Source organism: Streptomyces sp. NPDC055243, assembly GCF_044544025.1.
Classification (GTDB): domain Bacteria; phylum Actinomycetota; class Actinomycetes; order Streptomycetales; family Streptomycetaceae; genus Streptomyces.
In genome coordinates this window covers 403,544-422,385 of record NZ_JBITWR010000007.1, presented here as the reverse complement: position 1 = coordinate 422,385, position 18,842 = coordinate 403,544, and the positions used below count along the sequence as shown (strand labels likewise).

Here is an 18,842-nt window from a genome sequence, read left to right as displayed (position 1 = left end):
AGGGGCCGGCCCACCAGGACCGGCCCCTCTCGCATGCCGCTTACGCGCAGGTCAGGCCCGCTGTTTGTTGCCCCTGATCATCTTGTACGCCATGTCTCCGACGCCCACGACGACGAGGGCCGCCACCAGCTGAAGCGCGTGTCGACCCCAGTCGATGCCCTTGGTGTCATCGATGCCGAACCCAGAGGCAAGCGAGTTGCCGATGATCGCGCCGATGATGCCGAAGATCGTGGTCAGCCAGAGCGGACTGTGCTGCTTTCCGGGCAGGATCGCCTTGGCGATCAGCCCCAGCACGAATCCCACGACGATGGCCCACAACCAGCTCATAGCTGCCTCCTCATCCGGCTCAACATGAGCATTACGGTCAGTCTCGACCGATCCTCCATACGGCGCATGTCGGGCGCCCCCATACGTGGCATGACGCAGTCAGGACACCGGGAAGGGGGCGGCCCCGGTCTCGAAGGCTGCGCAGCCACGGCGTAACGTGGAGCGGGTCCGGGCCGGGGAGTGCCCGGCTTCTTGTGAGCAGGCGGTGGAATGTGATGCGGAAGCAGAGCGGCGCCCAGGTCTTCCGGATCACAGGGGCCCGGCAGGGCCTCGCGGACGACGTGCGCGGCAGGCAGCGCCGGTACGTGATCTCGATGTCGATCCGTACTCTTTCGGTCATTGCCGCGGCGGTGCTGTGGAACGTCGAGCGGCATGTCGCCCTCGTCGCTCTGGTGCTCGGCATCCTCCTGCCGTACATCTCCGTGGTGATCGCCAACGCGGGCCGGGAGAGCGTCCCTTCGCTGCCGTCGACCTTCGTACCCGCACCATCCCGGCCAATGATCGCGCCACCGACGGCGCACGGCGAGTCCGCGGAACCCTTCCCGGAAGCCGGTACGGGGCCCGCGCCGGACGAGCCCAGCGCCCCCTCCGGCCGCCAGAACTGACCGTCGACGTTGCGCCAAGCTCAAGAAAAGCTCAGATCAATCATGTAGTTCCGGTGCCAGGCAGCGGGTCCCCCATGACATACTTCGTACGCGCTCCGCATCCCCCGTCGGAGCGACAGACCGACGCCGGGCAGCTCCCCCCGTGGCTGCTCGGCGTCGCCTTGTTTTGAACGCACTTGGACGTTACCTGTGAGCGACGAGACACCGATCTGTTCCGCCAAGGGCTGCCGCGCCGCCGCCGTGTGGGTGCTCGCGTGGAACAACCCGAAGATCCACACTCCGGAGCGCCGCAAGACGTGGCTCGCCTGTGATGAACACCGCGAGCACCTCTCTCAATTCCTGGGCGTGCGCGCCATGTTGAAGGACGTCGTGCCGCTGGCCGACTGGGAGGCGCGCGGCGACTAGCCGCCGATCGCCGACATCGGGCGGTCGGGCTGGAGGAACGCCGGGTCGTCGAGGCCCGAGCCCGCCTTCTTGCCCCACATCGCGAGCTTCCAGATGCGCGCGATGGCCTCGTCCGAGCCGTCCTCGCTGTCTTCGCCGTTCGCCCGCAGGGCCGCCCTGAGGTCGGTCTCCTCGGTGGCGAACAGGCAGGTGCGGACCTGGCCGTCGGCCGTCAGGCGGGTGCGGTCGCAGGCCGAGCAGAACGGGCGGGTGACGGAGGCGATGACGCCGACACGATGCGGTCCGCCGTCCACGACCCAGCGCTCGGCCGGCGCGGAGCCGCGCTCGCCGGAGCCCTCTTCGGTGAGCTCGAAGCGCGTACGCAGCGACTGCAGGATGTCACCGGCGGTGATCATGCCGTCGCGCTTCCAGCCGTGCTGGGCGTCCAGCGGCATCTGCTCGATGAACCGCAGTTCGTAGTCGTTCTCGACGGCCCAGGCGAGCAGGTCGGGGGCCTCGTCGTCGTTCAGGCCCGGCATCAGGACCGTGTTCACCTTGACCGGGGTCAGGCCCGCCTCACGGGCCGCTTCAAGGCCCTCCAGGACGTCCTTGTGGCGGTCGCGGCGGGTGAGGGTCTTGAAGACGTCGGGGCGCAGCGTGTCCAGGGAGACGTTGACCCGGTCGAGGCCCGCGGCCTTGAGGGCGGCGGCGGTGCGCTTGAGGCCGATGCCGTTCGTCGTCAGGGACATCCTGGGGCGCGGCTCCAGCTGGGCGCAGCGCTCGACGATGCCGACGAGGCCGGGGCGCAGCAGCGGCTCGCCGCCGGTGAAGCGGACCTCGGTGATGCCCAGCTGGGTCACGGCGATCCGGATGAGGCGGACGATCTCGTCGTCGCTGAGCAGCTCCGACTTGGACAGCCACTGAAGGCCTTCTTCGGGCATGCAGTACGTGCACCGCAGATTGCACTTGTCCGTCAGCGAAACCCGCAGATCGGTGGCCACTCGGCCGTAAGTGTCGATGAGCACGTGGGCCCCCTCCCTGATCCTGATTCAGCCGGTCCGGTTCAGATACCACGAGCCTACGTGACGGGAGTGACATCGAGCGGGGCCCGATCCCACGAGGAGCGGTGCGGCCGCGTCGTAGAGATCTACCAATGATCTACGACGCGGCCGCTGACGTGCGCTTTCAGCCGCTCAGTGAGCGCCGGTGCCCGTGAGGGACCGTACCTCCAGCTCCGCGTACTTGCCCTTGTCCGGCTCCTCCTTCGAGAGCATCGTGCCGAGCCAGCCGAGCAGGAAGCCCAGCGGGATGGAGATCAGACCCGGGTTCTCCAGCGGGAAGAAGTCGAAGTTCGCGCTGGGGAACATCGAGGTGGGCTTGCCGGAGACGACCGGCGAGAACAGCACCAGGCCGACCGCGGCCACCAGTCCGCCGTAGATGGACCAGAGCGCGCCCTGCGTGGTGAACCGCTTCCAGAAGAGGCTGTAGAGGATCGTCGGCAGGTTCGCGGAGGCCGCGACGGCGAAGGCCAGGGCGACCAGGCCCGCCACGTTGAGATCGCGGGCCAGGGCGCCCAGGGCGATGGAGACGAGGCCGATGAAGACGGTCGACCAGCGAGCGGCCTTCATCTCCTCCTTCTCGGTTGCCTTGCCCTTCTTGATGACGTTGGCGTAGATGTCGTGCGCGAACGACGAGGACGAGGCGAGGGTCAGACCGGCGACGACCGCGAGGATCGTGGCGAAGGCGACCGCGGAGATCACGGCGAGCAGGAGCGCGCCGCCGGTGGAGTCGCCACCGCCGCCGATCTCCAGGGCGGCGAGCGGCGCCGCGGTGTTGCCCGCCTTGTTCGAGGCGATGATGTCGCCCGGCTTGAGCAGGGCGGCGGCGCCGAAGCCGAGGACGATCGTCATCAGGTAGAAGGCGCCGATGATGCCGATGGCCCAGTTCACGGACTTACGCGCGGCCTTGGAGGTAGGCACCGTGTAGAAGCGGATCAGGATGTGCGGCAGTCCCGCGGTGCCGAGTACGAGGGCGATGCCGAGCGAGAGGAAGTCCAGCTTCGAGGTGCCGCTCGCGCCGTACTTGAGACCGGGCTCCAGGAAGGCCGAGCCCTTGCCGCTGTTGGAGGCGGCGGTGCCGAGCAGGTCGGAGACGTTGAAGTTGAACTTCAGCAGGATCAGGAAGGTGATCAGCACGGTGCCCGCGATGAGCAGCACCGCCTTGACCATCTGCACCCAGGTGGTGCCCTTCATGCCGCCGATGGTGACGTAGACGATCATCAGGACGCCGACGAGGGCGACGATCAGGATCTTGCCCGCGTCGCTGGTGATGCCGAGCAGCAGCGAGACCAGGACGCCCGCGCCCGCCATCTGCGCGAGCAGGTAGAAGATCGAGACGACGATCGTGGAGGTGCCCGCGGCGGTGCGCACCGGACGCTGGCGCATGCGATAGGCCAGCACGTCGCCCATCGTGTAGCGGCCGGAGTTGCGCAGCGGCTCGGCGACCAGGAGGAGCGCCACCAGCCAGGCGACCAGGAAGCCGATGGAGTAGAGGAAGCCGTCGTACCCGAAGAGCGCGATGGCGCCCGCGATGCCGAGGAAGGACGCGGCGGACATGTAGTCGCCGGAGATCGCCAGACCGTTCTGGAAGCCGGTGAACTGGCGGCCGCCCGCGTAGAAGTCGGCGGCGCTCTTGGTCTGGCGCCCCGCCCAGACGGTGATGAAGAGGGTCGCGACGACGAAGGCCGCGAAGAGGCTGATGATCAGCGCCCGGTGCTCGGAGGCGTCGGATGTCGCTGCCAGGACTGTGGTGCTCAGCGCGGGGCTCATGCGCCGCCCTCCATACGGGACTTGATCGCCTCGGCCTTGGGGTCGAGCTTCGTGTTGGCGTGGCGCGAGTAGAACCAGGCGATGAGGAACGTGGTCAGGAACTGGGCGAGGCCGAGGATCAGGGCGACATTGATGTTGCCGAACAGCTTGGTGCCCATGAAGTCGCCCGCGTAGTTCGAGAGCAGGACGTACGCGAGGTACCAGACGATGAAGGCGACGGTCAGCGGGAAGGCGAACGAGCGGTGCGCCTTGCGGAGTTCACCGAACTCCGGGCTCGCTTGCTCCTGGAGGAATTCTTCCGTGGTCGGCGCATGGGGAGCGGGGGCTACTCCGTCCTTGGACGGTGGGGAGGCATCGGGGGCCACGGAGTCTTCTCCTCGTGGTGCGGGTGCGGTGGGGACGGACAGCTGATCCATTGGCTCTCTCTGGTCCGGCAGTGATGCGGATCACGTGAGCCACGGATGGCGATGCTAAGGCCACGGGACGTGATCCGACAGGGGTCGATGTTGGTTCCGTTACCTGTTCAACGTCATGGCGGCACGTCCGGCGCGGTGCGACGCGGTGCTTTCTTCCGGAATCCATTGCTGGCCTGGGAGTTCGGGGGATAGCTTCACCCTGAACGACCCGTCATGTACCTGCCCGATCACAAGTTGTGTTCGGGCAGTTCACGTATCCGGATGATGTGGAGATCCCATGGCTCATCTGCGTTCCAGACGTCGCATCGCGCTCACCGTGCCGCTCGGCATCGCGCTCGCGGCGTCGGTCGGCTTCGCACCGGGCGTCGCGACAGCGGCCCCCGACGCCCCCGCCACCGCGTCGGCGAAGGCCGAGTCACCGAAGCTCGCGTACGTCGTCAACACCCGCACGGACTCCAAGACGATCGCGTACGTCAAGAGGGCGATCGCCAAGGCTGACGGCACCGTCGTCGTCGCCTACCCGAAGATCGGCGTGATCGTCGCGCACTCGGCCAACCCCGACTTCGGCAAGCAGCTGCGCAAGGTCAAGGGGGTCCACTCCGCGGGCGCGACCCGCACCTCGCCCCTGACGGCGGCGGGCACCACGGAGGAGGGCGCACCGACCCTCCTGTCGAAGGCCGACGCCAAGGCGGCCAAGGCGCAGGCGGGTTCGGCCGCCGAGCCGCTCGAGGCCGACCAGTGGGATCTGCGCGCGATAGGCGCCGACAAGGCGGCCAAGATCAATCCGGGCAGCAAGAAGGTCACCGTCGGCGTCATCGACACCGGAGTCGACGACACGCACCCGGACCTCGCGCCCAACTTCTCGGCCTCGCAGTCGGCGAGCTGTGTCGGCGGCAAGGCGGACACCTCCGCCGGCGCCTGGCGCCCGGAGAAGCCCGACCACTACCACGGCACGCACGTGGCCGGCGAGATAGCCGCCGCCCGCAACGGCGTGGGCGTCGCGGGCGTCGCACCCGGCGTGAAGGTCGCGGGCATCAAGGTCGCCGACCCGGTCAGCGAGCTGTTCTACCCGGAGAGCGTCGTCTGTGCGTTCGTGTTCGCCGCCGACAAGGGCATCGAGATCACGAACAACAGCTACTACGTGGACCCGTGGCTCTACAACTGCATGGACGACCCGGACCAGCGGGCCATCGTCGACGCGGTCAACCGCGCCCAGCTGTACGCCCAGAAGAAGGGCACCCTGAACCTGGCGTCCGCGGGCAACTCCAACCACGACCTCGCCGCCGACGAGATCCTGGACGACTCCAGCCCGGACGACTCGACGCCGGTGCCGCGCACCATCGACCCGTCCGAGTGCTTCGACCTGCCGACGCAGCTGCCGGGCGTGGTCACGGTCAGCGCGACGGGCGTGCAGAACCTCAAGTCGTACTACTCCACGTACGGCAACGGCGTGATCGACATCGCGGCCCCCGGCGGCGACAAGTACCAGATCCCGGCCGACACCCCGTCGAAGAACGGCCGCATCCTCTCCACGATGCCGGGCAACGAGTACGGCTGGCTCCAGGGCACCTCGATGGCGTCGCCGCACGCCTCGGGCGTGGCCGCGCTCCTGAAGTCGACGCACCCCAAGGCGAGCCCCGCCGAGCTCCAGCGGCTGCTCAAGAAGCAGGCCGACAACCCGGGCTGCCCGACGACTCCGTACGACCCGGACGGTGACGGCAAGGTCGACGCCGTCTGCGAGGGCGGCAAGAACAAGAACGGCTTCTACGGCAGCGGGATCGTCGACGCGCTCGACGCCGTGAAGAAGTGAGGGGCTCGCACACCATGACCGCACCCTTCACGCGCTCCCGCCGCGTGCTCGCACTCCCGCTCGGCATGGCGGTGGCCTCGGCCGTCGCCTTCCTGCCGGGCACGGCGTCGGCCCAGCCCGACGCCGCGGCACGTCCCGGCACCCCGGTGTCGTCGGCCGTGTCGGCTCTCGGCGCGTCGCTCTCGGACGGCACGTCGATGAGCTACGTCGTCAACGTCCGCTCCGGGCACGCCGGTTCACCGTCCGCCAAGACGTCGGCGTACGTGAAGAAGGCCATCGCCAGGGCGGGCGGCAAGGTCGTCATCGCGTACGACAGGATCGGCGTGATCGTCGTCCACTCGTCGAACGCGGACTTCGCCAAGGAGATCCGCAAGGCGCGCGGAGTGGCTTCCGCGGGGGCGACCCGCACGGCGCCGCTGTCCGCGCAGTCCGACGACGCCCTTGAGGCCGACCGGCCGCTGACCGCCGCAGAGGCGCAGCAGGCGGCCGGGCAGGCGGGCGCGGGCCAGGACGAGCTCGAGCCGCTCCAGTGGGACCTGCCCGCCATCAAGGCGGACAAGGCCCACAAGGAGTCGCTCGGCAGCTCCAGGGTCACCGTCGGCGTCCTGGACTCCGGCGTGGACGACACGCACCCGGACATCGCGCCGAACTTCGACGCGAAGGCGTCCGCGAGCTGTCTGGGCGGCGTGCCCGTGCAGAAGGACGGCGCGTGGCGTCCGGTGTCCGGGGAGAGCGACCACGGGATGCACGTGGCGGGCACGATCGCCGCCGCGAAGAACGGCACCGGCGTCACCGGTGTCGCTCCGGGCGTGAAGGTGGCGAGCCTGAAGGTGGCCGAGCCGGCGACCGGCATGTACTACACGGAGGCCGTGGTCTGCGGCTTCATGTGGGCGGCCGATCACGGCGTCGACGTCACCAACTCCAGCTACTACACCGACCCGTGGCTGTTCAACTGCAAGACGGACGCCGACCAGAAGGCCTTGGTCGACGCCGTCGGGCGGGCCACCCGGTACGCGGAGCGCAAGGGCGCGGTGAACGTCGCGGCGGCCGGCAACGCCGAGACGGACCTCGCGCAGGACGAGATCGTCGACGACTCGAGCCCGGACGACACGACGCCCACGGAGCGGGTCATCAAGACCGCGGACTGCCTCGACCTTCCGTCGCAGCTTCCGGGTGTCGTGACCGTCTCCGCCACGGGCGCGAAGGGCATCAAGTCCTCGTACTCGAACTACGGCAAGGGCGTCATCGACATCGCGGCGCCGGGCGGCGACTCCACCCGGTTCCAGAAGCCGGACGCACCGGCCACGGACGGCCGCATCCTGTCGACCCTGCCGGGCGGCAAGTTCGGCTACAAGGCGGGTACGTCGATGGCGTCACCGCACGCCGCGGGCGTGGCCGCGCTCATCAAGTCGGCCCACCCGCACGCGTCGTCGGCGAAGGTGAAGGCGCTGCTCTACGGCGAGGCCGACGCCATGAAGTGCACCGATCCGTACGACATCGACGGTGACGGCAAGGTCGACGCGGTCTGCGCGGGCGGCAAGAACAAGAACGGCTTCTACGGCGTGGGCATGATCGACGCGCTCGACGCCGTGCGGAAGTAGCAGGTCACAGGGCGAGCCGGCAGGTTCGTGAAGCGAGTGGGGCCGGGCGGCCGCGTGCCGCCCGGCCCTTCGCGAGAGGATCTCGTTCCATGTATGAGTATCGCGACGCCGCGTTCGTCCCCGCCGGCACGGACGACTGGGTGGCCTGGCCCGTCCGTCCCCGGTGGCAGGTGGTGCTCGGTTTCCTCGCCCTGCTCGCCTACCTGCCGCTGTGGTGCGTGTTCGCCGTGGTGGTCGTGGCCGGGGTCCTGGTCGTCCTGTTCGTGGCGGAGATCGTCGAGGTGATCAGTTCCTCGACCGAGAAGAAGCTGGACGGTCTGTCGGACCGCATGCTGGAGCGCCTGCGGCTGCCCGACTGGTGCGTGACCTGGCCGGAGCTGCGCCATGAAGGAGACGCGGACTACTACCGCGCCCGGGTGGACAAGATCGTCGGCCGCTGGACGGCCCAGGCGTCCGCGCCCCGGGAGCCCAAGAAGCCGAACCCGCCCGTCGAGTGCGAGATCCCGTGGCGCAACTACCGCGGTGTGGGCGGCGGTTACGTCGTCAGGACCGCGACCGCCCAGGGGTGGGAGCCGCGGCCTTCGGAGCCGGAGAAGTCGGTCAGGCTGTGGTGGTCGGCGGCGTCGGGTACCGAGGCGGGCAGGGGCACGCCGCAGTAGCGGAGGCTGCACAGTACATACATGACGGACACACCCATGGCCGGTACGCGGACGGCGTGGGCCGCGCTCGGCGGCGACCCCGCTCTCCTCCCCCGCGTCACGCCCGTCGTCCGGGACGGCGCGCTCCCCGCGAAGCTCCCCGTGCGCGAACTGGCCCGCGGCTGCGTCGGGGCCTGCGCGCTGGCCGCCGCCGAGCTGACCGCGGCCCGTACCGGGCAGGCGGTGCCGGGGGTGCGGGTCGACGACGGGGCGGTGGCCACGGCGTTCACCAGTGAGCGCCACCTCCTCGTGGCCGGGCGTGCGCCCGTCACCTTCGCGCCGCTGTCCCGCTTCTGGCGCACCGCGGACGGCTGGGTGCGGACCCACGCCAATTACCCCCACCACCAAGAAGCGCTGCTGGCCGCCCTTGGCCTCGCGGCGCCCTCCGTGGAGACGGTGGCCGCACGGCTCGCGGAGCGCTCCGCCCTGGACGTCGAAGACGCCGTGTACGCCGTCGGGGGCCTCGCCGTGGCGCTGCGTACGCCCCAGGAGTGGGCCGCGCACCCGCAGGGCGCCGCGGTGGCGCGGCGGCCGCTGCTGAGCCGCGAGCGGATCGGTGACGCGCCCGCACGGGCCCTCCCCGGGCTCACGGGCTCCCCCGCACTGCCCGCCGCGGGACTCCGTGTCCTGGACCTCACCCGGGTCATCGCGGGCCCCGTCGCGACCCGCACGCTCGCGCTGCTCGGCGCGGACGTGCTGCGCGTCGACCCGCCCCGGCCGCCCGAACTCCCCGACCAGCACACCGACACGGGCTTCGGGAAGCGGTCCGCGACGCTCGACCTGGCGGCACGCGCCGACCGGCGTACGTTCGACGAGCTGCTCGCACGGGCCGACGTGGTCGTCACCGGCTACCGGCCCGGCGCCCTCGACCGCTTCGGGCTCGCACCGGAGTCACTGGCCGAGCGCAGGCCCGGGGTCGTGGTGGCGCAGCTGTCGGCGTGGGGCGGGTACGGGCCGTGGGCGGGGCGGCGCGGGTTCGACAGCCTGGTGCAGGTCGCCACCGGGATCGCGGCCGTCGAGGGGTCACGGGAGCGGCCCGGCGCGCTGCCCGCCCAGGCCCTGGACCACGGCACGGGCTACCTGCTGGCGGCGGCCGTCCTGCGCTCGCTCGCCGAGCAGGCGGCGGGCGACGGCGGGGCCCGGTGCGTGCGGCTCGCTCTGGCGCGGACGGCGGGGTGGCTGCTGGAGGGGCGGCTGCCGAAAGGGGACTGTGCGGAGATGGACGGTGCGGAGATGGGCGGTGCGGAGGTGGATGGTGCGGAGGTGGATGGTGCGGAAGGGGACTGTGGGGAAGGGCCGGTCAGCGCGGTCGCCGTCGACGCCTCGTACGACGGTCCCGCCGCCTGGCTGACCGGGATGGACAGCCCGCAGGGGCCGCTGCGGTACGCGCTGCCGGCGGTGAGCTTCGCGGACGGGCCGGTGAACTGGGCGCGTCCGCCCGGCCGTTGGGGCGCCGATACGCCCGAATGGCGCTGAGAGGGACCCGCCGGGCGGAAGGGGATTCCGCCAGTTGTTCGCCAGGACTTGCCCGTCAAGGGGGCACCTGGTGAAGATCTTGTGGTGAGTTCCATACAACCGTCCGCCGACCCCGGCGGCGAGGCCACGGCGGACGCGGGCGCCGCCACGCCCCACGCCGCGCCCCTCGCCGCGCATCGCGCACCGCGCCGCCGCCCCTCGACGGGTCATGCCGTCGCCGTGCTCGTCCTGGTGGCCGTCGCCGCGCTCGTCCCGCTGCTCGGCCCGTCGGCGGCGCTGAGCGGCACCGGGGAGGCCGAGGCGCCGGGCACGGCCGGGATCACGTTCCTGCGGACGGTCATGTTCGCCGCGCTCTGCGTGCAGTTGGGCGAGGTGTACGCGACGCGTCTGGCCCGCCGGGTGCCGGGCGCGCCCCTCGACCGTGCGCCGCGCAGCTGGGCGGCGTACGCGGCGGGCGCGGGCATCGTCGCCGCGCTCGGCCTGGCTTCGGTGGTGGCCACCGGCAACCTCGTGCCCCGGCAGCTCTCCGACATGGACATCGGCGGCCTCTACCAGTCGCGGGACGGCAGGCTCGCCCTCCTGGAGGTCAACGCCTTCATCGTGGCGCTGCTGTGCGCGCGCTCGCGCCGCCCGTCCGGTGCCGCGCTGCCGCTGGCCGCGGTGATCGTGGCCGAGGCGCTGCGCGCGCACCCTCCGGTGGAGGACACCCCGCTCATCGGCACCGGTCTGACACTGGTGCATCTGACCTGCGGGGTGCTGTGGGCGGGCGGCCTGCTCCAGGTCCTGCGCATGCTGCGGCTGTGGCGGACGTCGGCTCCGGAGGCGGGCGCGGCGGTACTGGGGCTCTACGCGCGCGTGGCTGCCGTCCTGTTCGCCGCGATCACGGTGACGGGGGTGTGCAGCACGCTGCGCCGGATGCCGGCGAGCACGGTCGCCGAGCAGCTGACGGAGACGGCGTACGGGCGCACACTGCTGGCCAAGGTGCTCCTGGTGGTGGCCGTGGCCGTCCTCGCGCTGCTGGCACGGCGCCGGCTGCGCAGGGCCGCGGACCGGGTCTCCGCGTACTCCCCCGCGCGGGCGGAGGTCGTCGTGCTCGGGGTCGTCGTGGCGGTGTCGGCGCTGCTGACCGCGTTGCCGCTGCCTATTCGTTGGTGAGCGGGGCGGGCTGGTGGTGTCTTGGGGGCTGCGCTGCCAGTACGCCGCTGACCAGCAGGAACTGTGCGGCGATGTAGGTGAGCATGATCCAGAAGTCGGGACGCGGGGCCTGCGGCCACTCGGCGACACCGGTCGCGATGAGGGTGTCCGACAGGAGGAAGAGCGCGCCGCCGACCGCCGCGGTGAGGCCCAGCCTCGTGGCGGCGAACGCCATCGCGGTGAGCAGGAGGCTGTAGCCCGCCACCGGGCCGCGCATGTCCGCGGGGAGGTCCGGCCAGAGGAGGGCGACCGTGGCGACGAGGGCGACGGCGTACGCGGCCACCAGCCAGGCGCCACGCGCGCGTGCCCTGCCGTAGCGCCTGAAGAGGGCGAGGTAGCAGACGTGCCCCGCGGCGAAGGAGCCCATGCCCGCGAGGAACGCGGGATCGGCGTCGAAGAGGAGCAGGGTGTCGCCTCCCCAGCCGAAGAGGAGCGCGGCGGTCAGGAGGCGCGGGCCTCTGACCGTGAGCACGTACGCCGCCAGGAGCGGCATGAGGAGGGGCTTGAAGACGGTGTGGGCCGCGTCCGATCCCGCCAGCAGGGCCACGAGGTCGCCTGCTGCCGCCAGGGCGAACGCGGCCAGGAGCGCCTTTGCCCTGGGGGACGCCGCTTCTTCGGTGCGCGGCAGCGGAAGCCGCCCGCCCGCGACAGGGGCTGGAGGACTCACGCCGCGCCCTCCGTCACCGGCTCTGGTGCCTTCTGTGGTGCCGCCGGTGGCTGTGGCTGCCAGCCCGGGCCCCGGAACAGCCGTCCGCCCCGCTCGCGCCAGCTGGTCGCCTTCCTGAGGTCCTTGGCTATCGCCGCGTACTCGTGCGTGGCCACCCGCAGCGGGTTGTACGTGGTGATGTTCTTCGTGAGGCCGTAGACCGGGCGGTCCGTCTCCGCGACCCAGGAGCCGAACAGGCGGTCCCAGATGATCAGGATGCCGCCGAAGTTGCGGTCCAGGTAGCCGCCCTGCGACGCGTGGTGGACGCGGTGGTGGGAGGGCGTGTTGAACACGAACTCGAAGGGGCGCGGGAGCTTCCCGATGCGTTCGGTGTGGATCCAGAACTGGTAGACGAGGTTTGCCGACGAGCAGAACGCGAGGGCCGCCGGATGCACGCCGAGGGCGATCAGCGGGACGTAGAACGGCCAGACCGTCAGGCTCGTCCAGGGCTGGCGCAGCGCCGTCGTGAGGTTGAACTTGCGGCTGGAGTGGTGCACCACGTGGCAGGCCCACAGGATGCGGATGACGTGGTGCCCGCGGTGCGACCAGTAGTAGAAGAAGTCCTGCGCGAGCAGCATCAGCGGGATCGTCCACCACAGGACCGGGATGTGCAGCGGCGTCAGCGCGTAGATCGCCGTGTAGATCGCGACGATCGGGATCTTCCACAGGAGGTCGAAGACGAGACTGCCGAGCCCCATGGTGATGGAGGTGGCGGCGTCCTTCGTCTCGTACCCGGCTTCGTCCTCGTCGGGATGGATCCGGTGGCTCACGATCTCCACGACGGTGAGCAGCACGAAGGCGGGGATGGACCACAGCACGACATCGGGCAGGTTCGGCGGCATGCGTGCACCGTAAAGGCCCCTGGTCGGCCCCCGCTAGACGTAGTTACCGACAAGTATTACCAGCGGTAAGAAGGTAGATGTTGGTGATCTCCGCCAAAAGCGGACGCTCAAACAACTAGCGGCGCTCGGACAACTGCCGGCGCTCGGACAACCACCGGCGCCCGGACAGCTGCCGACCCGCGGACAGCTGAGGCCGTTCGGCCAACCGCAGCCCCTCAGACCCCCACCGCCCCGAGCAGCACCCCCGCCCCGTACGTCACCGCCATCGCGAGCGCCCCTCCCCCCATGTTGCGCAGCACGGCGGGCCGCACGGCCGCGGAGCCCAGCCGCGCGCTGCTCCAGCCCGTGAGGGCGAGCGCGCCCAGGACCGAGACGACCGTGACCGCCAGGCGCCAGTCAGAGGGCGGCAGGACGATCGCGAGGAGCGGAAGCAGCGCGCCCACCGTGAAGGCCACGAAGCTGGCCCAGGCGGCGTGCCACGGGTTGGTGAGCTCGTCGGGGTCGATACCGAGCTCCACGCGCGCGTGCGCCCGCAGCGCGTCCCGCTCGGTGAGCTGCTCGGCCGCCTCCCGGGCCACTTCGCGGCTCAGCCCGCGGTCCTGGAGGAGGTCCGTCAGCTCGGCCAGCTCGGCCTCGGGCTGCTCCCGCAGCTCGCGCTTCTCCATGGCGAGTGCCGCCTTCTCGGAGTCGCGCTGGGTGGACACGGAGACGTACTCGCCCGCCGCCATCGACATCGACCCGGCGAGCAGTCCAGCAAAACCGGCCGTGAGCAGCGTGCTGCGGTCGCCCGTGGCGCCCGCCACGCCGACCACGAGACCCGCCGTGGAGACGATGCCGTCGTTGGCCCCCAGCACGGCCGCCCGCAGCCAGTTGAGACGGGAGGCGAGCGCGCCGCCGTGCGCCTCGTCGTGTTCGGCCACCTGATCGCTTGCCTGATCACTCACCCGGGGAGGGTCTCACCCCCGGGTGAGCGACTCCGGCAGGGGCACGCCGTCACCGTCGGCAGGGGCACGCTCTCACCAGACGCGTACCGACCCTCCCGGAGCGAACACCGGGCTCGTCGCGCCGACCGGCGTCTCCTTGAGGGGTTCGTCCAGTTCCTGGACCGTCGGTCCCACGCGCGCGGCGACCGCGTCGAGCCGCTCCAGGTCGAAGCCGTAGACGCGGGCCGCGTTGCCGCCGACCATGGCCGCTATCTCGTCCTTCGGCAGTCCCGCGTAGGCGATGCGCAGGCCTTCGCGCGAGTACGGGTGCGTGCCTTCGTCGTGCGGGTAGTCGCTCCCCCACATGATCTTGTCGAGGCCGATCCGGTCCCGCATCCGCGCCTCGTGCGGGCGCATGAAGCTCGCGCCGACGAAGCAGTTCTCGCGCCACACCTCGGACGGTCCCTTGCCCATCGAATCGGCGAGCCCCGCCCCGAACTTCGACTCGGCGGTGTCCGCCCTCGATGCCGCGGCGACCAGGCGCCCGTGGTAGTAGTCCAGCATGTCGAGCACGCCCGGGATCCAGCCCGATCCCTGCTCGGTGAGCACGAGCCGCAGCTCCGGGTGGCGGCGGAAGGCACCGCCGAACACCAGGTGCCACAGCGCCCGGTGCGAGAACCACGTCGTCTCCACCATGAACACGGCCCGCGCGGCCGGTTCCTCGCCAAGGGGCGGCGACGCCGACCCCGCATGGTGGTTGACCGGCACCCCGCGCTCGGCGCAGGCCGCCCAGATCGGGTCGTACGTCGCCGAGTAGAGCTCCGCCAGCCCGCTGCCCGGCGGTGTGCCGGGCAGCAGCAGGCCGCCCTTGAGGCCCGCGTCGGCCGCCCAGTGGATCTCCTTGACGGCCTCGTCCACGTCGTTCAGGAGGATCTGGAAGACGCCCGCCCTGCGGCCGTCGGCCGCGGCGCAGAAGTCGGCGAGCCAGCGGTTGTGGGCGCGCAGACCGGCCCAGCGCTGCTCGAACTCCTCCCGTGTGGGCGCGGGCGCCATCAGGGAGGCGGTCGGGAAGAAGGGCGGGATGGTGTTCGGGAAGACGACCTCGGCGACGATGCCGTCCTGTTCGAGCTCGGCGAGGCGGCGGTCCGAGTTCCAGTTGCGGTCGGCGGTGTCGGCGAGCAGGTCCTCGTACGGATTGACGTAGGTGGCCGCCCAGGCGTCGAACGCGTCGTGGTGGCGCGACTCCAAGTAGGGCTTGTAGTCCAGGAGATCGGCGCCCGCGTGGCAGTCCGCCGAGATGACGGTGTAGCGCTCTTCGGTCATGCGTCGTGCACTCATGCGTCCGCCCCCAGTACCGGGAAGTCGTGGTCCGTCAGCCAGTGGCGGCCCACCTCGCGCGAGCGCGCCCAGGACGCCTCGACGGCCGACTGGTCGGAGTCCTGGCCGAGTTCGGCCGGTGTCGGGCCGATCCGGCGGGCCAGCGGCGCCAGCTTCTCGGTGTCGAAGCCGAACACCTCCGCCGCCGCAAGGCCCAGCATCCGGCGGGACTCCCCCACCGGGATGTCGTGGAAGGTCTTCTTCAGCCACGCGCGCGTGTCTGGCCAGGTGCCTTCGGGGTGCGGGAAATCGCTGCCCCACAGGATGTTGTCGACGCCGATCTCGTAGCGCTGGGCCAGTTCACGGCGCTTGGTGTTGGTGGCGCAGATGAAGATCTGCCGGTCCAGGTACTCGTGCGGCGGCCGCTTGAGCTCCGCGAACGGGGAGAGCTTCTTGCCGCCGTGCGCACCCAGGTAGAGGCGGTCCATGAACCACAGGAGGTTCGGCAGCCACCAGCAGCCGGACTCCGCGACACCGAACTTCAGCCCCGGATGGCGCTCGAAGACGCCCGACCAGAGCATGAACCACAGCGGGCGCGCGGGCCACCAGGTCACCTCGGAGACATAGATCCCCAAGTGGTCGCCGTACTCGTGGCGGGGCGCCGCCCCGGAGTGGGTCACCACGGGCATCGCGCACTCGGCCGCCGCCGCCCACACGGGGTCGTAACGCCGGTCGTGGTAGGGCGCCTTGTCGACCCACATGGAGGGGATCATCAGCGCGCCGAGCCCGGACTCCTTGGCCCGGTGCACCTCGGCCACGACACGGTCGACCTCCCCGGTGATGGGCAGCAGGGCCACACCGCAGTGCCGTTCGGGATGCTCGGACACGAACTCGGCGAGCCAGCGGTTGTGCGCCTGCGCGCCCGCCATGCCGAGGTCCGGGTCCTGGTCCCCGGAGAGACCGAGGCCCACCCCGAAGGGCGCGGCCGTCTGGCTGTCCACGGCGTCCGCGTCGGGAAAGACGACCTCGGCGGCCACCCCGTCGCCGTCCAGCTCCTTGAGGCGCTGCGAGGTCTCCCAACCGCCGCGCAGCCCCTCCTCGTTGTCCTGGAACCACTTGGCGGCGAACGCGTCGTTGCGGATGCCGAGCCGGGTCGCCTCCGCGCGGCGGGCGTCGCGCTCCCCCAGGAACTGGTCGAAGTCCCGGTGGAAGCGGCTGTCGAGATAGGGCCGGTACTCCTCGGTGGGCAGCCCGGCATGGCAGTCGGAGGAAATGATCAGGTAGGGATCCTGGTCGGTCATCAACGTGCCCTTCAGTCCAGAATGAAGCTCTCCAAGTACGCCGGGTTGGCGCGGTCGAGCATCGACCGCGACCTGGCCTTGATCTGCCGGTCGCTGTGCTCGCTCTCCGGAAGCAGCCAGAACCGGTCGGCCGCGATCCCCTCCGCCACGAAGTCCGCGACCTGCTCGACCGGCGTGAACTCCACCGCGTGACCGGCGTCCTTCATCGCCGACTCCCACTGGTCGAGGCTGCGGTAAGGCGTCTTGCGGGGCCGGGCCTTGGCATACCGGTCGGGCCGGTTGCGGTGCGACTCCCACAGCCCCGTACGCAGCATGTGCGGACCCGGAAAGAGCACGGAAGCGCCCACGCGCGCGTGCTCCGCCTTGAGATGCGCGTACAGCGACTCCGTCATCGTCACGACGGCCGCCTTCGTGACCGCGTACACGGACGCCGTCGGCAGCGGTGCGATGCCGCCGTCACCGGAGGACGTGTTGACGACATGGCCCGGCTCGCCGCCCGCGATCATCCGGGGCACGAAGGCCTGGATGCCGTGGAAGACACCCCACACATTGACCTCGAAGGCCCACTTCCAGTCGTTCGGCTCGTGCTCCCACATGCGCCCCTCGGCGCCCGAGCCGACCCCCGCGTTGTTGCACAGCACATGGACGGCGCCGAACTTCTCGTACGCCGCTTCGGCGAGCGCGAAGACCTGCTCGCGCGAGCCGACGTCGACCACGCGCGCGTGCACGCTCGCCCCGTCCTCGCGCAGCCCGGCCGCCGCCTTCTCCAGGGCGCCCTCCTCGACGTCCGCCAGCACCACCTTCAGGCCGCCCGCCGCGAACCGCCGCGCCATGGCGAGGCCGATGCCGCTCGCCGCGCCCGTGACGACGGCGACCTGCCCCTCCCGCAGCTCCATCTCAGGCGCTCCCCTCGGGCGGGCCGTCGAGGATCTGCTGCGGGTCGTCGTAGCGCTGGTGGATGTAGGGCAGCAGCGCCTGCGCGCTGACCCGCTCGGCCACCCGGCCCTTCTGGTCGGTGGTCTTCTCGCCGATGGTGATCTCGACCACCGCGCGTACGGGGAGGTCCGCGACCGGGTCGTACATCGACTCGCGCAGGACGACGTCCCCGGTGATGCCCTCCAGCTTGCGGACCTTCTCGTTGCGCACGCAGTGCACGAGCACCGGATCGGCGTCGAAGCCCGAACCGTCCACCGCGGGAAGGAACTTGAAGTAGAAGTCCGTCTTCTGGACCGGCTCCGGAAGCGGCAGCGCGCCACTGACCGCGCCGCGCACCTCCACGAACGCGATGCCGTGCCGGGCCAGCCACGCGCGGATCACCAGGCCGTCGCGCTCCACCTCGACCTCGCCCAGCTTCTTCGGCTCGCCGAAGACCTCACGCCCGCCGATCAGCGCCCGCTCATGGGTCATCGGCATGACCAGCGGATACCACCCCCGCACCCCGGCGTGCTCGGCGGCGACGGCCACCGAGCCCGCGCCGAGCGGATAGCCGGGCAGGTCGACCTTGCTGATGTTGGCCCGCACCAGGGGCCGGTCCGTGGGCTTGAGCGGGGGCGGCAGGACGGCCGCCACCGCGTCCGGATCGCTCTCCCAGACGGCCACCACACCGGTGGACCAGATGTCGGGCAGCTTCGAACTCGCGGTGCGCGCCGCGGCGATCTCCGCCTCGGTGCGCGCTCCGTAACGTACGCGTGCCATGTCGTACCACCCTTCGTCAGGACTACAAGAGGTCTTGCGGGCGGTTCTGTAACACAGTTACAACAGGAGGCGTGAAGAGTGAAGAGACGCGTACGCATCTGAACCGGGAGCAGGTGCTCGTCGCCGCCGCCGGGCTCGTGAAGCAGCACGGCCCGCAGGGCCTGACGATGCGCAAGCTGGCCGCCGAGCTCGGCACCGCCGTCACCTCGATCTACTGGCACGTGGGCAACCGCGAGTCGCTCCTGGACGCGCTCGTCGAACGCACCGTCGCCGACCTCCGCGAGATCCGCCCCTCCGGAACGACCCCCGCCCGGCGCATCGTCTCCGTGGCCCGCGCCCTGCGCCGGCAGCTGCGCGACCACCCGCACCTCGTCGCGATGGTGCACGAACGCGGCCTCACCGAGCGGATGTTCCTGCCCGCCCAGCAGGTCCTCGTCCACGAAGTGCACGCGGCGGGCCTGCGCGGCGCCCGCGCCGCCGACGCCGTACGCGCCGTCCAGGTCCATGTCGTGGGTCACGTCCTCGTCGAACGCAACCGCGAGCGCGCGCCGGTGCAACGGCCCGGCGAGGAGGAGCTGTGGGGCGCGCAGACGGCGGAGGAGGACCCGGCACTCGCCCGTGCGCTCGCCCGCCCGGTCGACCCGGAAGCCCTGTTCACCCTGTCGGTGAGGGCGTTGGTGTCCGGACTCCTGCACACGGGATCCGGACCGGGGACCTGA

Annotated in this window: 19 protein-coding genes; 8 read left to right on the top strand and 11 right to left on the bottom strand. The window is 70.9% G+C overall.

The genetic code is table 11. The annotated features are described in order from the left end of the window. Positions 1-51: 51 nt before the first annotated feature. The gene (locus ACIGXX_RS22915) at positions 52-327 is read right to left on the bottom strand and encodes a GlsB/YeaQ/YmgE family stress response membrane protein (protein WP_351161794.1); all 276 of its coding nucleotides are present in this window, start codon (positions 325-327) and stop codon (positions 52-54) included. Between the two features lie 215 nt (positions 328-542). Here ACIGXX_RS22915 and ACIGXX_RS22910 point away from each other — a divergent pair, with 215 nt between their 5' ends. Together ACIGXX_RS22910 and ACIGXX_RS22905 are read left to right on the top strand one after the other, a co-directional pair. After that, positions 543-932 (top strand): DUF3099 domain-containing protein, encoded by a 390-nt coding sequence (locus ACIGXX_RS22910; RefSeq protein WP_351161796.1) that lies wholly within the window; start codon positions 543-545, stop codon positions 930-932. A 189-nt stretch (positions 933-1,121) separates the two neighbouring features. Then, positions 1,122-1,337, top strand: a complete 216-nt coding sequence (locus ACIGXX_RS22905) for a hypothetical protein (protein ID WP_351161798.1) — start codon at positions 1,122-1,124, stop codon at positions 1,335-1,337. Here ACIGXX_RS22905 and moaA read toward each other — a convergent pair. From moaA to ACIGXX_RS22890, 3 genes are all read right to left on the bottom strand, one after another. Continuing rightward, on the bottom strand, positions 1,334-2,341 hold the full coding sequence (moaA, locus tag ACIGXX_RS22900; RefSeq protein WP_399978158.1) for a GTP 3',8-cyclase MoaA: 1,008 nt from the start codon (positions 2,339-2,341) through the stop codon (positions 1,334-1,336). The two genes, ACIGXX_RS22905 and moaA, sit on opposite strands and share 4 nt — an antisense overlap. A gap of 168 nt (positions 2,342-2,509) precedes the next feature. Then, positions 2,510-4,144: a cation acetate symporter gene (locus tag ACIGXX_RS22895; RefSeq protein ID WP_351161802.1), complete on the bottom strand. Its 1,635-nt coding sequence runs from the start codon at positions 4,142-4,144 to the stop codon at positions 2,510-2,512. After that, positions 4,141-4,509, bottom strand: a complete 369-nt coding sequence (locus ACIGXX_RS22890) for a DUF485 domain-containing protein (protein ID WP_383819898.1) — start codon at positions 4,507-4,509, stop codon at positions 4,141-4,143. Before ACIGXX_RS22890 ends, ACIGXX_RS22895 begins: the two co-directional genes overlap by 4 nt. Before the next feature lie 328 nt (positions 4,510-4,837). On the opposite strand from ACIGXX_RS22890, the gene ACIGXX_RS22885 reads away from it, so the two are divergent. The 5 genes from ACIGXX_RS22885 to ACIGXX_RS22865 all read left to right on the top strand — a co-directional run bounded on the left by ACIGXX_RS22885 (position 4,838) and on the right by ACIGXX_RS22865 (position 11,300). Then, positions 4,838-6,370: a S8 family serine peptidase gene (locus ACIGXX_RS22885; RefSeq protein WP_366463355.1), complete on the top strand. Its 1,533-nt coding sequence runs from the start codon at positions 4,838-4,840 to the stop codon at positions 6,368-6,370. A gap of 14 nt (positions 6,371-6,384) precedes the next feature. Continuing rightward, complete coding sequence (locus ACIGXX_RS22880; protein ID WP_351161808.1) at positions 6,385-7,971, top strand: S8 family serine peptidase; 1,587 nt, start codon at positions 6,385-6,387, stop codon at positions 7,969-7,971. A gap of 89 nt (positions 7,972-8,060) precedes the next feature. Beyond that, complete coding sequence (locus ACIGXX_RS22875; RefSeq protein ID WP_351161810.1) at positions 8,061-8,630, top strand: hypothetical protein; 570 nt, start codon at positions 8,061-8,063, stop codon at positions 8,628-8,630. 21 nt (positions 8,631-8,651) lie between these two features. Next, on the top strand, positions 8,652-10,145 hold the full coding sequence (locus ACIGXX_RS22870; protein WP_383819892.1) for a CoA transferase: 1,494 nt from the start codon (positions 8,652-8,654) through the stop codon (positions 10,143-10,145). An 84-nt stretch (positions 10,146-10,229) separates the two neighbouring features. Then, positions 10,230-11,300, top strand: coding sequence for a CopD family protein (locus tag ACIGXX_RS22865; RefSeq protein ID WP_351161814.1), 1,071 nt, complete (start codon positions 10,230-10,232; stop codon positions 11,298-11,300). On the opposite strand, the gene ACIGXX_RS22860 is transcribed toward ACIGXX_RS22865, so the two are convergent. From ACIGXX_RS22860 to ACIGXX_RS22830, 7 genes are all read right to left on the bottom strand, one after another. Beyond that, the gene (locus tag ACIGXX_RS22860; RefSeq protein WP_361463795.1) at positions 11,287-11,967 is read right to left on the bottom strand and encodes a lysoplasmalogenase; all 681 of its coding nucleotides are present in this window, start codon (positions 11,965-11,967) and stop codon (positions 11,287-11,289) included. The two genes, ACIGXX_RS22865 and ACIGXX_RS22860, sit on opposite strands and share 14 nt — an antisense overlap. A gap of 35 nt (positions 11,968-12,002) precedes the next feature. Beyond that, on the bottom strand, positions 12,003-12,887 hold the full coding sequence (locus ACIGXX_RS22855; protein ID WP_399978151.1) for a sterol desaturase family protein: 885 nt from the start codon (positions 12,885-12,887) through the stop codon (positions 12,003-12,005). A gap of 215 nt (positions 12,888-13,102) precedes the next feature. Beyond that, entirely contained in the window at positions 13,103-13,831 is a 729-nt protein-coding gene (locus tag ACIGXX_RS22850; RefSeq protein ID WP_361463453.1) for a VIT family protein, read from the bottom strand. A gap of 72 nt (positions 13,832-13,903) precedes the next feature. Then, positions 13,904-15,133, bottom strand: a complete 1,230-nt coding sequence (locus tag ACIGXX_RS22845) for an amidohydrolase family protein (protein ID WP_351162494.1) — start codon at positions 15,131-15,133, stop codon at positions 13,904-13,906. 11 nt (positions 15,134-15,144) lie between these two features. Further along, a complete protein-coding gene (locus ACIGXX_RS22840; protein ID WP_366463351.1) occupies positions 15,145-16,428 on the bottom strand; it encodes an amidohydrolase family protein in 1,284 nt (427 codons plus the stop codon). 11 nt (positions 16,429-16,439) lie between these two features. Next, entirely contained in the window at positions 16,440-17,324 is an 885-nt protein-coding gene (locus tag ACIGXX_RS22835; protein WP_366463350.1) for an SDR family NAD(P)-dependent oxidoreductase, read from the bottom strand. 1 nt (position 17,325) lies between these two features. Further along, positions 17,326-18,123 (bottom strand): acetoacetate decarboxylase family protein, encoded by a 798-nt coding sequence (locus tag ACIGXX_RS22830; protein WP_383819881.1) that lies wholly within the window; start codon positions 18,121-18,123, stop codon positions 17,326-17,328. Between the two features lie 71 nt (positions 18,124-18,194). On the opposite strand from ACIGXX_RS22830, the gene ACIGXX_RS22825 reads away from it, so the two are divergent. After that, a complete protein-coding gene (locus ACIGXX_RS22825) occupies positions 18,195-18,842 on the top strand; it encodes a TetR family transcriptional regulator (RefSeq protein ID WP_351161826.1) in 648 nt (215 codons plus the stop codon).

Coding starts and splice junctions, on each gene's coding strand:
- ACIGXX_RS22915 (WP_351161794.1), bottom strand. CDS start 327: ATGAGCTGGTTGTGGGCCATCGTCGTGGGATTCGTGCTGGGGCTGATC.
- ACIGXX_RS22845 (WP_351162494.1), bottom strand. CDS start 15,133: ATGACCGAAGAGCGCTACACCGTCATCTCGGCGGACTGCCACGCGGGC.
- ACIGXX_RS22880 (WP_351161808.1), top strand. CDS start 6,385: ATGACCGCACCCTTCACGCGCTCCCGCCGCGTGCTCGCACTCCCGCTC.
- ACIGXX_RS22875 (WP_351161810.1), top strand. CDS start 8,061: ATGTATGAGTATCGCGACGCCGCGTTCGTCCCCGCCGGCACGGACGAC.
- ACIGXX_RS22885 (WP_366463355.1), top strand. CDS start 4,838: ATGGCTCATCTGCGTTCCAGACGTCGCATCGCGCTCACCGTGCCGCTC.
- ACIGXX_RS22870 (WP_383819892.1), top strand. CDS start 8,652: ATGACGGACACACCCATGGCCGGTACGCGGACGGCGTGGGCCGCGCTC.
- ACIGXX_RS22835 (WP_366463350.1), bottom strand. CDS start 17,324: ATGGAGCTGCGGGAGGGGCAGGTCGCCGTCGTCACGGGCGCGGCGAGC.
- ACIGXX_RS22855 (WP_399978151.1), bottom strand. CDS start 12,887: ATGCCGCCGAACCTGCCCGATGTCGTGCTGTGGTCCATCCCCGCCTTC.
- ACIGXX_RS22895 (WP_351161802.1), bottom strand. CDS start 4,144: ATGAGCCCCGCGCTGAGCACCACAGTCCTGGCAGCGACATCCGACGCC.
- ACIGXX_RS22840 (WP_366463351.1), bottom strand. CDS start 16,428: ATGACCGACCAGGATCCCTACCTGATCATTTCCTCCGACTGCCATGCC.
- ACIGXX_RS22830 (WP_383819881.1), bottom strand. CDS start 18,123: ATGGCACGCGTACGTTACGGAGCGCGCACCGAGGCGGAGATCGCCGCG.
- ACIGXX_RS22910 (WP_351161796.1), top strand. CDS start 543: ATGCGGAAGCAGAGCGGCGCCCAGGTCTTCCGGATCACAGGGGCCCGG.